The organism is Pseudomonas sp. Sample_22 (assembly GCF_004307635.1).
Lineage (GTDB): Bacteria > Pseudomonadota > Gammaproteobacteria > Pseudomonadales > Pseudomonadaceae > Aquipseudomonas.
The window spans coordinates 1-12,940 of the sequence record NZ_RCNY01000017.1; the positions used below are offsets into that span (position 1 = coordinate 1).

Annotated in this window: 13 protein-coding genes; 6 read left to right on the forward strand and 7 right to left on the reverse strand. The window is 61.1% G+C overall.

The window, feature by feature from the left end; translation table 11 throughout:
* Positions 1 to 159 precede the first annotated feature (159 nt).
* Positions 160 to 399 (forward strand): PilZ domain-containing protein, encoded by a 240-nt coding sequence (locus D8U73_RS03650; protein WP_056854249.1) that lies wholly within the window; start codon positions 160 to 162, stop codon positions 397 to 399.
* Here the strand turns inward: D8U73_RS03650 and D8U73_RS03655 are convergent.
* From D8U73_RS03655 to def, 5 genes are all read right to left on the reverse strand, one after another.
* Positions 390 to 707, reverse strand: a complete 318-nt coding sequence (locus tag D8U73_RS03655; RefSeq protein WP_056854248.1) for a tetratricopeptide repeat protein — start codon at positions 705 to 707, stop codon at positions 390 to 392. The genes D8U73_RS03650 and D8U73_RS03655 overlap by 10 nt on opposite strands.
* Positions 708 to 880: 173 nt before the next feature.
* Positions 881 to 2,257 carry a Trk system potassium transporter TrkA gene (gene trkA, locus D8U73_RS03660; RefSeq protein ID WP_056854247.1) on the reverse strand — a complete coding sequence of 459 codons (1,377 nt, stop codon included), beginning with the start codon at positions 2,255 to 2,257 and terminating at the stop codon, positions 881 to 883.
* A 21-nt stretch (positions 2,258 to 2,278) separates the two neighbouring features.
* On the reverse strand, positions 2,279 to 3,589 hold the full coding sequence (gene rsmB, locus D8U73_RS03665; RefSeq protein WP_130903758.1) for a 16S rRNA (cytosine(967)-C(5))-methyltransferase RsmB: 1,311 nt from the start codon (positions 3,587 to 3,589) through the stop codon (positions 2,279 to 2,281).
* Positions 3,586 to 4,545, reverse strand: a complete 960-nt coding sequence (fmt, locus tag D8U73_RS03670; RefSeq protein WP_130903759.1) for a methionyl-tRNA formyltransferase — start codon at positions 4,543 to 4,545, stop codon at positions 3,586 to 3,588. The genes rsmB and fmt overlap by 4 nt, the downstream gene beginning before the upstream one ends.
* Before the next feature lie 69 nt (positions 4,546 to 4,614).
* The gene (gene def / locus D8U73_RS03675; RefSeq protein WP_130903760.1) at positions 4,615 to 5,121 is read right to left on the reverse strand and encodes a peptide deformylase; all 507 of its coding nucleotides are present in this window, start codon (positions 5,119 to 5,121) and stop codon (positions 4,615 to 4,617) included.
* A gap of 185 nt (positions 5,122 to 5,306) precedes the next feature.
* On the opposite strand from def, the gene D8U73_RS03680 reads away from it, so the two are divergent.
* The 3 genes from D8U73_RS03680 (at position 5,307) to D8U73_RS03690 (ending at position 8,132) form a co-directional block, all read left to right on the forward strand.
* Complete coding sequence (locus tag D8U73_RS03680; protein WP_130903761.1) at positions 5,307 to 6,332, forward strand: LysM domain-containing protein; 1,026 nt, start codon at positions 5,307 to 5,309, stop codon at positions 6,330 to 6,332.
* Positions 6,333 to 6,413: 81 nt separating this feature from the next.
* Entirely contained in the window at positions 6,414 to 7,520 is a 1,107-nt protein-coding gene (dprA, locus tag D8U73_RS03685) for a DNA-processing protein DprA (protein ID WP_130903762.1), read from the forward strand.
* Positions 7,521 to 7,574: 54 nt separating this feature from the next.
* Complete coding sequence (locus tag D8U73_RS03690) at positions 7,575 to 8,132, forward strand: L-threonylcarbamoyladenylate synthase (protein WP_056854241.1); 558 nt, start codon at positions 7,575 to 7,577, stop codon at positions 8,130 to 8,132.
* Between the two features lie 130 nt (positions 8,133 to 8,262).
* On the opposite strand, the gene D8U73_RS03695 is transcribed toward D8U73_RS03690, so the two are convergent.
* Positions 8,263 to 9,240 (reverse strand): NADPH:quinone reductase, encoded by a 978-nt coding sequence (locus D8U73_RS03695; protein WP_130903763.1) that lies wholly within the window; start codon positions 9,238 to 9,240, stop codon positions 8,263 to 8,265.
* Positions 9,241 to 9,416: 176 nt separating this feature from the next.
* On the opposite strand from D8U73_RS03695, the gene hemF reads away from it, so the two are divergent.
* The gene (gene hemF, locus D8U73_RS03700; protein WP_130903764.1) at positions 9,417 to 10,331 is read left to right on the forward strand and encodes an oxygen-dependent coproporphyrinogen oxidase; all 915 of its coding nucleotides are present in this window, start codon (positions 9,417 to 9,419) and stop codon (positions 10,329 to 10,331) included.
* Between the two features lie 13 nt (positions 10,332 to 10,344).
* The gene (gene aroE / locus D8U73_RS03705) at positions 10,345 to 11,166 is read left to right on the forward strand and encodes a shikimate dehydrogenase (protein WP_130903765.1); all 822 of its coding nucleotides are present in this window, start codon (positions 10,345 to 10,347) and stop codon (positions 11,164 to 11,166) included.
* A gap of 127 nt (positions 11,167 to 11,293) precedes the next feature.
* On the opposite strand, the gene D8U73_RS03710 is transcribed toward aroE, so the two are convergent.
* Complete coding sequence (locus tag D8U73_RS03710) at positions 11,294 to 12,862, reverse strand: SulP family inorganic anion transporter (protein WP_056854237.1); 1,569 nt, start codon at positions 12,860 to 12,862, stop codon at positions 11,294 to 11,296.
* Between the last annotated feature and the right edge of the window lie 78 nt (positions 12,863 to 12,940).

Sequence of the window (12,940 nt, forward strand, 5' to 3'; positions counted from 1 at the left end):
TCTCTCTTTGGACTCAGGGTCAACATACAAGGAGCGAGGCTTGCCCGCGAAGGCGACTGTCAGCCGACAAACGATATTGAAGGCGAAGTCCTCTTCGCGGGCAAGCCTCGCTCCTACAGGTCTGGATTATCCACAATCGATTTTCAAGGGCGCAAAAAGATGTCCGAGCAGCGCAAATCATTTCGCATCAAGATCACCCACGAAAGCTTCGGCGAATGCCTGGGCCAGACGCGCAATCTTTCGCACACGGGTGTCTACGTCAAGCACCCGGCACTGGCGGCCTTGCCTAAAGGTGCGGTGGTCTACGGCCAGGTGCAGGACTTGCCCACAGGCGCGCCGCGAGTGCGCATGGAAGTGGTGCAGGTGGATGTCGAAGGGATTGGCTTGCGCTATCTCTGATCGGCTCGGTCCAGTTTTTTCATAAACACAGTCATTTCCTTCTCGGCCTGCTTGTCGCCATGGTTGCGAGCGGCTTCCACGCCCTTCTCCCAAGCCTGACGCGCAGCCGCGTGATCCCCAAGTGCCAGATGCGCCTTGCCCAGCAGCTTCCACGCCGCCGAATACTTCGGGTCGAAATCGACGCAGCGTTGAAAATGCTCCGCCGCCTTGGCGTTCTCCCCCAGATCCAGATAACCCTTGCCCAGGCCGAAGCGCAGTAAAGAGTTATCCACACCCTTGGCGAGCATTTTTTCCAGGGATTCGATCATGGACACTTTTCCTTTGAGAGTAGACAGCTCTGTGGCGAGGGAGCTTGCTCCCGCTCGAGCGCGAAGCGGTCGCTTATGAGCTATCTGGCTATGTCTGATAAATCGCGATCAGAGGTTTTGCGACTGCTGCGCAGCCGAGCGGGAGCAAGCTCCCTCGCCACAAAAAAGCAGGGTCAGAAGAAACTCAACCCTACATGGAACAGCTTTTCCACATCGCGAATATGCTTTTTATCCACAAGGAACAGGATTACATGGTCACCGGTTTTGATCACGGTATCGTCGTGGGCAATGATCACTTCTTCGTCGCGGATGATCGCGCCGATCGTTGTACCCGGTGGCAGCCCGATGTTCTCGATGGCCTTGCCGATCACCTTGCTCGATTTTGCATCGCCATGGGCAATGGCTTCGATGGCCTCGGCCGCACCGCGGCGCAGTGAGTGCACACTGACGATATCGCCCCGGCGCACGTGGGCCAGCAAGGTGCCGATGGTCGCCAGTTGCGGGCTGATGGCGATGTCGATGTCACCGCCCTGGATCAGGTCGACGTAGGCCGGGTTGTTGATGATGGTCATCACCTTCTTGGCGCCCAGACGCTTGGCCAGCAGCGACGACATGATGTTGGCCTCGTCGTCGTTGGTCAGCGCCAGGAACAGATCGGCGTCGGCGATGTTTTCTTCCATCAGCAGGTCGCGGTCCGAGGCGCTACCTTGCAAGACCACAGTACTGTCGAGGTGGTCCGAGAGATGACGGCAACGTGCCGGGTTCATCTCGATGATCTTCACTTGATAGCGGCTTTCGATGGCTTCGGCCAAGCGCTCGCCGATCTGACCGCCACCGGCGATGACGATGCGTTTGTAGGTCTCGTCGAGACGGCGCATTTCGCTCATCACGGCGCGAATGTTCGCCTTGGCGGCGATGAAAAACACCTCGTCGTCGGCCTCGATCACGGTGTCGCCCTGGGGCAGGATCGGCCGGTCGCGGCGGAAAATCGCGGCCACGCGGGTTTCGACGTTCGGCATGTGCTCACGCAACTGCCGCAATTGCTGGCCCACCAGCGGCCCACCGTAGTAAGCGCGCACGGCCACCAGTTGCGCCTTGCCTTCGGCGAAGTCGATCACCTGCAGGGCTCCGGGGTGCTGGATTAGACGCTTGATGTAGTTGGTGACCACTTGTTCCGGGCTGATCAGCACATCCACCGGAATCGCTTCATTCTGGAACAGCTGCTCTTCGCGGGTCAGGTAGGCAGCCTCGCGCACCCGGGCGATCTTGGTCGGGGTGTGGAACAGCGTGTGGGCGACCTGGCAGGCGACCATGTTGGTTTCATCGCTGTTGGTCACGGCGACCAGCATGTCCGCATCATCGGCCCCGGCCTGGCGCAGCACGGTCGGGAATGAGCCGCGGCCCTGGACGGTGCGGATGTCCAGCCGGTCGCCGAGGTCGCGCAGGCGCTCACCGTCGGTATCGACCACCGTGATGTCGTTGGCCTCGCTGGCCAAGTGTTCCGCCAGCGAACCGCCGACCTGCCCTGCGCCGAGGATGATGATTTTCATCCAGTCACTCCCTTAAACCGGTTAACCGCGTGCGGCGGCGATCTTGATCAGCTTGGCGTAGTAGAAACCGTCGTGTCCGCCCTCTTGCGCCAGCAATTGGCGACCGTGGGGCTGCTTGATGCCGGCCGTGGTGGCCAGGTCCAGCTCACGGGCGCCCGGGGTGCGAGCGAGGAAGGCTTCGATGACTTCGGTGTTCTCGGTCGGCAATGTCGAGCACGTGGCGTAGAGCAGAATGCCGCCCACTTCCAACGTTATCCACATCGCGTCCAGCAGCTCGCCTTGCAGCACCGCGAGTGCGGCGATGTCGTCGGGTTGACGGGTCAACTTGATGTCCGGGTGACGACGAATCACTCCCGTGGCCGAGCAGGGGGCATCGAGCAGGATGCGCTGGAACGGCTTGCCATCCCACCACGCCTGGGTATCACGGCCATCGGCGGCAATCAGTTCGGCGCTGAGTTTCAGGCGTTCGAGGTTTTCACGCACGCGCACCAGCCGCTTGGCTTCAAGGTCGACCGCTACGACGCCGGCCAGCTTTGGCTCGGCCTCAAGGATGTGGCAAGTCTTGCCACCCGGTGCACAGCAGGCGTCGAGTACCCGTTGGCCCGGCGCCAGATCCAGCAGGTCGGCGGCCAGTTGCGCGGCTTCATCCTGCACGCTGATCCAGCCGTCGGCGAAACCCGGCAGGCTGCGCACGTCCGTGGCCGCTTCGAGCACGATGCCATCACGGCTGTAGACACACGGGGCGGCGGCGATACCCGCGTTGGTCAGCAAGCCGAGATACGCGTCGCGGCTGTGATGGCGACGATTGACCCGCAGAATCATTGGCGGATGCGCATTGTTCGCCGCGCAGATGGCTTCCCATTGTTCCGGCCAGAAGGCCTTCAGGGATTTTTGCAGCCAGCGCGGGTGAGCGGTGCGCACCACCGGGTCACGTTCCAGCTCGGCAAAAATCGTTTCGCTTTCGCGCTGGGCATTGCGCAGCACGGCGTTGAGCAAGGCCTTGGCCCAGGGTTTTTTCAGCTTGTCGGCGCAGCCAACGGTTTCGCCAATGGCGGCGTGGGCCGGGACGCGGGTGTAGAGCAGTTGATAGAGGCCAACCAGCAGCAGAGCTTCAACATCGGCGTCGGCAGCCTTGAACGGTTTCTGCAACAGCTTGGCCGCCAGTGCCGACAAGCGCGGTTGCCAGCGCGCGGTGCCAAAGGCCAGATCCTGAGTGAAGCCGCGATCACGGTCCTCGACCTTGTCCAGTTGCGTGGGTAGCGAGCTGTTGAGCGATGCTTTTCCGTTCAGGACAGCGGCAAGTGCCTTGGCGGCGGCCAGACGCGGATTCATTGAGCGTCCGCCGCTTGACCGAGAATTGTGCCAATGGCGAATTTCTCCCGACGGCTGTTGAACAAGTCGCTGAAATTCAGTGCCTTGCCACCGGGCAATTGCAGGCGCGTCAGGCACAGGGCCTGCTCACCACAAGCGACGACCAGGCCGTCCTTGCTGGCGCCAAGAATCTCCCCCGGCGTGCCCTTGCCTTCGGCCAGGTGCGCGGCCAGCACTTTCAAGGCTTCGCCATTCAAGGTGCTGTGGGTGATCGGCCAAGGGTTGAAGGCGCGGACCAGGCGTTCCAGTTCAATCGCCGGGCGAGCCCAGTCGATGCGCGCTTCGTCTTTGTTCAATTTGTGTGCATAAGTGGCGAGGCTATCGTCCTGCACTTCGCCTTCCAGAGTACCGGCGGCAAGGCCGGCAATCGCCTGGGCCACGGCCGGTGGACCCATTTCGGCCAGACGATCGTGGAGGCTGCCACCGGTGTCTTCGGCACTGATCGGCGTGGCGACCTTGAGCAGCATCGGCCCGGTATCGAGCCCGGCTTCCATGCGCATCACGGTCACGCCGCTTTCGGCATCACCGGCTTCGACGGCACGCTGGATCGGCGCTGCACCGCGCCAGCGCGGCAACAGCGAGGCATGGCTGTTGATGCAGCCCAGGCGCGGAATATCCAGCACCACTTGCGGCAGGATCAGGCCGTAGGCGACCACCACCATCAGGTCTGGCTTCAACGCGGCCAGTTCAGCCTGGGCTTCTTCGTTGCGCAGGGTTGGCGGTTGCAACACCGGGATGTGGTTTTCCAGTGCCAACTGCTTGACCGGGCTTGGCATCATTTTTTGCCCACGGCCTGCCGGGCGATCCGGCTGGGTGTAGACCGCGACGATCTCGTAAGGGCTGCTCAGCAGGGCCTTGAGGTGTTCGGCGGCGAATTCCGGGGTGCCGGCAAAGACAATGCGCAGTGGCTCAGTCATGAAAGCTCTCGATTACAAAGCAGCTTGAAAAGAAAAAGGCTTGCCGCAGCAAGCCTTTGAAGAGGGGCATCAGGCGTTCTGGCGATGGAGCTTTTCCAGCTTCTTCTTGATGCGGTCGCGTTTGAGCGTGGACAGGTAGTCGACGAACAATTTGCCGTTGAGGTGGTCGCATTCATGCTGGATGCACACAGCGAGCAAATCTTCGGCGATCAGTTCGTAAGGCTGACCGTCGCGGTCCAGCGCCTTGACCTTGACCCGTTGCGGGCGATCGACGTTTTCGTAGAAGCCCGGCACCGACAGACAGCCTTCCTGATACTGGCCCATGTCTTCGGTTAGCGGTTCGAGCTCGGGGTTGATGAACACTCGAGGCTCGGTGCGGTCTTCGGAAAGGTCCATCACGACGATACGTTTGTGCACGTTGACCTGGGTCGCGGCGAGGCCGATGCCTGGCGCTTCATACATTGTTTCAAACATGTCGTCGACCAACTGACGCACTTCGTCGTCCACTACGGCCACAGGTTTGGCGATAGTGCGCAGGCGCGAGTCGGGAAATTCGAGGATGTCTAAAATGGCCATAAGCTTGATTACTGCACGTGTGAAGTAAAGTCGGGTCGATGGCCTGGCAGGTCCGAAGATGCAGGCTACCGTTGTAAAACGTAGCTCCCTTCTGTCGACAAGCAAGTTTTGACAAGCCGGCCGGGAGCGAGCCACTGACGGCTCTGGCGTTTCACGCGAACGCACATAATAAAGGGATTCACCGCATGAGGAAATCACTACTCGCCCTGCTCCTTCTGGCTTCGGCCGGTTTCGCGCACGGGCAAGTGCAACTTCGGGAAGGTTTTCCGCAGCGATACACCGTGGTGACGGGGGACACACTCTGGGACATTTCCGCAAAGTATCTCCGTGAGCCATGGCAGTGGCCGCAGTTGTGGCAAGCCAATCCGCAGATCGAAAACCCCAATCTGATCTACCCCGGCGATTCGCTGTCGCTGGACTACGTCAATGGCCAGCCGCGCCTGACCCTCAGCCGGGGCGAGTCGCGGGGCACCATCAAGCTTTCGCCGCGGGTACGCACCAGCCCGGTAGCCGATGCGATTCCGAGCATCCCGCTGAAATCGATCAACAGTTTTCTCCTGAGCAACCGCATCGTCGACAAGGTCGAGGATTTCGACAAGGCGCCGTACATCGTGGCCGGTGATGCCGAACGCGTGCTCAGCGGCATGGGCGACAGAATCTTCGCCCGCGGTCAGTTCGACCTGGCGCAACCGGTCTACGGCATCTTCCGCCAGGGCAAGGTCTATACCGATCCACAAACCCAGGAGTTTTTGGGGATCAACGCCGATGACATTGGCGGTGGCGAAATCGTCGCCACCGAAGGTGACATCGCTACGCTGGCGCTGCAACGCACAACCCAGGAGGTACGCCTTGGCGACCGCCTGTTCAGTGGCGAGGAGCGCTCCATCAACTCGACGTTCATGCCCAGCGCACCGAGCAGCAAGATCGAAGGCTTGATCATTGATGTGCCGCGCGGCGTGACGCAGATCGGTGCGTTGGATGTGGTCACGCTGAACAAGGGTCAACGCGATGGTCTGGCCGAAGGCAATGTATTGGTGGTGATGAAGACCGGGGAAACCGTGCGTGACCGAATCAGCGGCCAGCCGGTGAAAATTCCCGACGAACGCGCCGGTCTGCTGATGGTTTTCCGCACCTACGACAAGCTCAGCTACGGGCTGGTGCTCACCGCATCGCGTTCGCTGGCGGTGATGGACAAGGTGCGAAATCCATAAGCGTGCTTCACAAGTTACCAACAGAGTTATCCACAGCTTATTCCCGTTTGTACGGGTGCTCATAACGATCAAGGATGATCCATGTCATGGCCTACTGTTACACCGGTTTCCCCTGCGGAGCTGGAAGCTCGTTTGCGTCTGCACCGTTTGCCGGAACTCGGGCCGATGCGGTTCAAAAAGTTGCTCGAGGCGTTCGGTTCGGCATCGAAAGCGATCAGTGCACCGGCCAGTGCCTGGCGCGCGCTGGGTTTGCCATTGGCGTGTGCCGAGGCCAGGCGATGTCCTGAAATCCGCGATGGAGCAAGCCACGCATTGGCCTGGCTGGAGCGTCAGGGCCAGCATTTACTGATGTGGGACCAGGTTGACTACCCGGCGCTGCTGGCGCAAATCAGTGATGCTCCGCCCTTGTTATTCGTCGCGGGCGATCCTGGCATTCTGGAAAAACCGCAGCTGGCGATGGTCGGTAGTCGGCGCGCGTCTCGGCCGGGCATGGATACCGCGGCAGCGTTTTCCCGCAGCCTGGCCAGTGCCGGTTTCGTCATCACCAGCGGGTTGGCGCTGGGTATCGATGCCGCCGCGCATCAGGCTGCTTTGGATGTCGGCGGGCAAACGGTCGGTGTACTTGGCACGGGTCTTGAAAAGTTTTATCCACAGCGCAATCGGCGGCTGGCGGACGCCATGATCGCCTCGGGCAGCGCGGTGCTTTCGGAGTTTCCGCTGGATGCCGGCCCCAGCGCCAGCAACTTCCCGCGACGTAACCGCATCATCAGCGGTTTGTCCCTCGGTGTGCTGGTGGTCGAGGCCAGCGTGGCCAGCGGTTCGTTGATCACCGCACGGCTGGCGGCCGAACAAGGGCGTGAGGTTTACGCGATTCCCGGGTCGATCCATTACCCCGGCGCGCGGGGTTGCCACCAGTTGATCCGCGACGGCGCGGTGCTGGTGGAGACCATTGAACATATTCTCGAAGCCTTGCGAGGTTGGCAGCAACAGCCGTTGTTCCCGGAAACCTGCGAGGTGGCGACGAGTCATCCGCTGTTGAAGCTGCTGCATGCGGCCCCTCACACCAGTGAAGCGCTGGCCCTCGCCAGCGGCTGGGCGCTGCCCAACGTGTTGGCGGCGTTGACGGAACTGGAGATGGGCGGCAGCGCGGTGTGCGAAAACGGGCGCTGGTTTGCGCGGGTGAGCTAGGTTTTATAAACAAGATCGGTAAACTGCGCAGAGCCTTATTCTGGAGAGTTTTTCATGGTCAACAGTTGGCGTGTGCAGCAAGCCGCACGAGCAGTTCGCGCAGGGGCGGTGATTGCCTACCCAACCGAAGCAGTCTGGGGCCTGGGTTGCGACCCGTGGGACGAAGAGGCCGTCGAGCGTTTGTTGCTGATCAAGGGCCGGGCAGTGGATAAAGGCCTGATCCTGGTGGCCGACAACATCCGTCAGTTCGATTTCCTGTTCGAAGACTTCCCTGAACTGTGGATGGACCGCATGGCCAGCACCTGGCCGGGGCCGAACACCTGGCTGGTGCCGCATCAGAACCTGTTGCCGCCATGGATCACCGGCGTGCATGAAACCGTGGCGCTGCGCGTGAGTGATCACCCGCTGGTACGGGATTTGTGTGCGTTGGTCGGGCCGTTGGTGTCGACCTCTGCCAACCCGCAAGGCCGGCCGGCAGCTCGTACGCGGCTTCGCGTCGAGCAGTATTTCCGCGGGCAGGTTGACCTGGTGCTCGGCGGGTTGCTGGGTGGGCGCAAGAACCCGAGCGTGATTCGCGATCTGGCGACGGGGCACGTTGTTCGCCCAGGCTGAGACCGAGGCGCCCCCCATCGCTGGCAAGCCAGCTCCCACGGGATTCTGGTCGTTCACATGATTTGTGACCGACCCTGTACGTGTGGGAGCTGGCTTGCCAGCGATGAGGCCTTGGCAGACGCTGAAAATCTTAAGGCAACAGAACCACCGATCCCGTGGTGCGCCGTGCCGATAATTCAGTCTGCGCTTTCGCCGCATCCGCCAGTGAATACGTCTGGCTGATATCCACCTTCAACTTGCCACTGATGATCATCTCGAACAGTTCATCGGCCATGCGCTGTAGGTTTTCGGCGTTGTTGGCGTAGGTGCCCAGCGTCGGCCGGGTTACGTACAGCGAACCTTTCGCCGCCAGAATCCCCAGGTTGACTCCGTCCACTGCGCCGGATGCGTTGCCGAAACTCACCACCAGGCCCCGAGGCGCGACGCTGTCCAGAGATGTCAGCCAAGTGTCCTTGCCCACGCCGTCGTACACCACCGGGACTTTTTTGCCGTCGGTCAATTCCAGTACCCGTTGTGCGACGTTTTCATGGCTGTAATCGATGGTCGCCCAGGCGCCGTTGGCCTTGGCCAGCGCGGCTTTCTCCGCGGAGCTCACGGTGCCGATCAGCTTGACGCCCAAGGCCTTGGCCCATTGGCAAGCCAACGAGCCGACACCACCCGCTGCCGCGTGGAACAGGATGGTTTCGCCACCCTTGAGTTCGTAGGTCTGGCGCAGCAGATATTGCACGGTCAGGCCTTTGAGCATCACACCTGCCGCCTGCTCGAAGCTGATGGCGTCCGGCAGGTGAACCAGATTGGCCTCGGGCAAGACGTGAACGTCACTGTAGGCCCCCAATGGGCCGCTGCCGTAAGCGACGCGATCGCCGACCTTGAACCGCGTGACGTCACTGCCGACCGCCTCGACCACGCCCGCGCCTTCGGAACCGAGCCCCGATGGCAGAGCCGGCGGTGGGTAGAGACCGCTGCGGTAATAGGTATCGATGAAGTTCAGGCCGATGGCCTTGTTGGTCACACGGACCTCTTTGGGGCCGGGCCCGGCGGGTTGGTAATCCACATACTCAAGCACTTCGGGGCCGCCATGGGCACGGAACTGAATACGCTTTGCCATCTGCTCTCTCCTGAGATCGATGCTGATTGTGTAAATGCGAAGCGTCCTATCGGACTCCTAAGCTTGATCTTCGTCAACTGCGACGAGCACTTCGGCGGTGTTATGCTACGCGCCCATTTGCGCAGGCCCCGGTCCGATGGAGCGCCGCGTAGCTTTGCCCGATCCAAGGTGATGCCATGACTACCCGCACCGAGGCCGTAAAAGCCTATCTGCTCGACCTGCAAGACCGTATTTGTGCTGCCCTGGAAGCCGAAGACGGTGGCACGCACTTCGTCGAAGACGCCTGGACCCGGCCTGCCGGCGGTGGTGGACGTACGCGGGTGATCGAAAACGGCACGGTCATTGAAAAGGGCGGCGTCAACTTTTCCCATGTCTTTGGCAGTGGCCTGCCACCGTCCGCCAGCGCCCATCGTCCGGAACTGGCCGGCCGTGGCTTCGAAGCGCTCGGCGTGTCGCTGGTGATCCATCCGCACAACCCGCATGTGCCGACTTCCCACGCCAACGTACGTTTTTTCATCGCTGAAAAAGAAGGTGAAGAACCGGTCTGGTGGTTCGGCGGCGGTTTCGACCTGACGCCCTACTACGGCAATGAAGAAGACTGCGTGCACTGGCACCGCGTGGCCGAGCAGGCTTGCGCGCCGTTCGGTGCGGACGTCTACCCGCGTTACAAGGCCTGGTGCGACAGCTACTTCCACATCAAGCATCGCCACGAACCACGGGGCATTGGCGGTCTGTTTTTCGATGACTTGAACGAGTGGGACTTCGACACCAGCTTCGCGTTCATGCGAGCTATCGGCGATGCATACATCGATGCCTACCTGCCGATCGTGCAGCGTCGCAAAAACGACACGTTCAGCGCGAAACAACGGGAGTTCCAGGAATACCGTCGTGGCCGTTACGTCGAGTTCAACCTGGTCTATGACCGTGGCACGCTGTTCGGCCTGCAATCGGGCGGTCGCACGGAGTCGATCCTGATGTCCCTGCCGCCGCAAGTGCGTTGGGGTTACGACTGGAAAGCCGAACCGGGCAGCGAAGAAGCGCGCCTGACCGATTATTTCTTGCAGGATCGCGATTGGTTGGCCAAGGCCTGAACGAGGAATGTAGATGGACCGTTATGTTGTATTCGGTAACCCGATTGGCCATAGCAAGTCACCATTGATCCATCGTCTGTTCGCCGAGCAGACCGCGCAGCGCCTCGACTACAGCACATTGCTGGCGCCTTTAGACGATTTTTCCGACTGCGCTCGGGCTTTTTTCCTCGAAGGCCGGGGGGCGAATGTGACGGTCCCGTTCAAGGAAGAAGCCTTTCGCCTTGCCGATAGCCTGACTGCGCGAGCGCAGCGGGCCGGCGCGGTGAATACCTTGAGCAAAATGGCCGATGGCAGTCTGCTGGGAGACAACACCGATGGCGCCGGCCTGGTGCGGGACCTGACCGTCAACGCCGGGTTCAGCCTCAAGGGCAAACGCATCCTGTTACTCGGTGCCGGTGGTGCTGTGCGCGGTGCTCTGGAGCCCTTGCTCGCCGAGCAGCCGGCGTCGGTGATCATCGCCAACCGCACCGTAGACAAGGCCGAACTGCTGGCGGAACTGTTCTGCGATTTGGGGCCGGTCTCGGCGAGCGGTTACGACTGGTTGCAGGAATCTGTGGACCTGATCATCAATGCCACCTCTGCCAGCCTGACAGGGGACGTTCCGCCGATCGCCAGCAGCCTGATCGAACCAGGCAAAACCGTTTGCTACGACATGATGTACGGCAAGGAGCCGACTTCATTCTGCCGTTGGGCCAGCGAACACGGCGCAGCGGTATCGATGGACGGGTTGGGGATGTTGGCTGAGCAAGCGGCAGAAGCGTTCTTCCTTTGGCGCGGTGTCCGCCCGGATACGGCACCGGTGCTGGCCGAGTTGCGCCGACAACTGGCGCTGTAATTCTTTGTGGCGAGGGAGCTTGCTCCCGCTGGATTGCGTAGCGACCCTTAAAATCTGCGGGCGCTTCGCTCCCGAGCGGGAGCAAGCTCCCTCGCCACAGGGATTGGTGTTTTAGCCAAGAATTTGTTCAATCTTCAAATCGGATCGGGCATTTCTCCGGTCCCTCAAGCTTCCTCAACTCTTCCACCACCTGCGGCCGCGCCTGGCGCAAGGTCAGGCTGCGATCCTGGCGCAGCAAGCGCCGGGCTTCCTGATGCAGCATTTCCACCCCTGAATAGTCGATGAAATTGATCTGCTGCGCCTCGATCACCACGCGCGCACCGTGCATGCGTTGCAGGCGCACCTGCAGGTAATGGCTGGCGCCGAAGAAGATCGAGCCGCCGACCCGCAGAATGTCTTCATCGCCGTCGCGTACATGTTGTACCCGCGGTTGCGACGTTCGCTTGAGGTAAAAAAACAGTGACGCCAGCACGCCAGCGTAAATTGCTGTCTGCAACTCCAGCAGCAGCGTGGCGACACAGGTCAGGGCCATGACCACGAACTCGGCGCGACTCACCCGCAACAACGCGCGAATGCCGCGATGGTCCACCAGGCCCCAGGCGATCAACAGAATACTACCGGCCATGGCCGGGATCGGGATGTGCGCAATCAAACCTGCGCCAAAAATCGCAAACAACGCCACCCACATCGCCGAAAAAACCCCGGCCAACGGCGAGCAGGCCCCGGCTTCGTAACTCAACCCGGAGCGGGTGAACGAGCCGGCTGACAGCGATCCGGAAAAAAACGCACCGACAATATTCGACAGGCCTTGGGCGCGAACTTCCTGGTTAGCGTCGAGTAGTTGCTGCGAACGTGCAGAGATCGAGCGGGCAATCGACAGGCTTGTCACCAGCCCGAGCATGCCAACGGCCACGGCGCTGGGCAGCAGGCGCAGGATCAAATCGAGATCCAGTGGCAACGGACTGAAGGGCGGTAACTTACCGGTGAACGCGCTGACCAGTTGCACATGACCAAACATGGTTGGCCACAGCCAGACCAGCAATGCGCCCAGCACCAGTGTGATCAACAGCGTTGGCCAACGTGGCAACCACAGCTTGAGGAACACCCCCACCACCACCGTCGCCAGACCCAACGCCAGCGAGGCCTTGTCCACTTCGCCGAGATGGCGCAATAAAGTGATGAAACTGTCCAGGGCGGTGGCCTGACTTGGCAAGTCCAACCCCAACAGATTGGGCAGTTGACCGACGGCAATCACTACCGCCGCACCGAGGGTAAAGCCGAGCACCACCGAATGGGAGACGAAATTCACCAGCGCGCCAAAGCGCAGCAATCCCAGCAGCCACTGGAAAACCCCCGCCAGGAAAGTCAGCAGCAGGATCACCGTGACGTAGTCCTGTGTCGCCGGCACGGCCAGAGGACTGACGCTGGCATACAAGACAATCGAGATCGCGGCCGTAGGACCGCAGATCAAATGCCACGACGAACCCCAAAGACAAGCGATCAACACCGGGATGATAGCCGCGTACAGCCCGTATTCCGGTGGCAGACCCGCGATCAGTGCGTAGGCAATGGATTGCGGCAACGCAAGAATCGCACCGCTGAGGCCGACGATCAGGTCGCGGCCGACGCTGGCTCGGGTTTGCCGGGGCAGCCAGGTGAGGAAGGGAAAAAGTGAATGGCGGCTTGGCAGGGCCATGGGGCCTCTCGGTCGGGGGTTTGCGCAAGGGTAGCAGGACGCACAATCATTTGTGGCGAGGGAGCTTGCTCGCGCTCG

What these genes read in the sequence shown, in the direction of transcription:
- D8U73_RS03680 (WP_130903761.1), top strand. Translation starts at nt 5,307, where the DNA reads ATGAGGAAATCACTACTCGCCCTGCTCCTTCTGGCTTCGGCCGGTTTC.
- def (WP_130903760.1), bottom strand. Translation starts at nt 5,121, where the DNA reads ATGGCCATTTTAGACATCCTCGAATTTCCCGACTCGCGCCTGCGCACT.
- D8U73_RS03650 (WP_056854249.1), top strand. Translation starts at nt 160, where the DNA reads ATGTCCGAGCAGCGCAAATCATTTCGCATCAAGATCACCCACGAAAGC.
- D8U73_RS03690 (WP_056854241.1), top strand. Translation starts at nt 7,575, where the DNA reads ATGGTCAACAGTTGGCGTGTGCAGCAAGCCGCACGAGCAGTTCGCGCA.
- D8U73_RS03695 (WP_130903763.1), bottom strand. Translation starts at nt 9,240, where the DNA reads ATGGCAAAGCGTATTCAGTTCCGTGCCCATGGCGGCCCCGAAGTGCTT.
- rsmB (WP_130903758.1), bottom strand. Translation starts at nt 3,589, where the DNA reads ATGAATCCGCGTCTGGCCGCCGCCAAGGCACTTGCCGCTGTCCTGAAC.
- hemF (WP_130903764.1), top strand. Translation starts at nt 9,417, where the DNA reads ATGACTACCCGCACCGAGGCCGTAAAAGCCTATCTGCTCGACCTGCAA.
- dprA (WP_130903762.1), top strand. Translation starts at nt 6,414, where the DNA reads ATGTCATGGCCTACTGTTACACCGGTTTCCCCTGCGGAGCTGGAAGCT.
- D8U73_RS03655 (WP_056854248.1), bottom strand. Translation starts at nt 707, where the DNA reads ATGATCGAATCCCTGGAAAAAATGCTCGCCAAGGGTGTGGATAACTCT.
- fmt (WP_130903759.1), bottom strand. Translation starts at nt 4,545, where the DNA reads ATGACTGAGCCACTGCGCATTGTCTTTGCCGGCACCCCGGAATTCGCC.
- aroE (WP_130903765.1), top strand. Translation starts at nt 10,345, where the DNA reads ATGGACCGTTATGTTGTATTCGGTAACCCGATTGGCCATAGCAAGTCA.
- trkA (WP_056854247.1), bottom strand. Translation starts at nt 2,257, where the DNA reads ATGAAAATCATCATCCTCGGCGCAGGGCAGGTCGGCGGTTCGCTGGCG.
- D8U73_RS03710 (WP_056854237.1), bottom strand. Translation starts at nt 12,862, where the DNA reads ATGGCCCTGCCAAGCCGCCATTCACTTTTTCCCTTCCTCACCTGGCTG.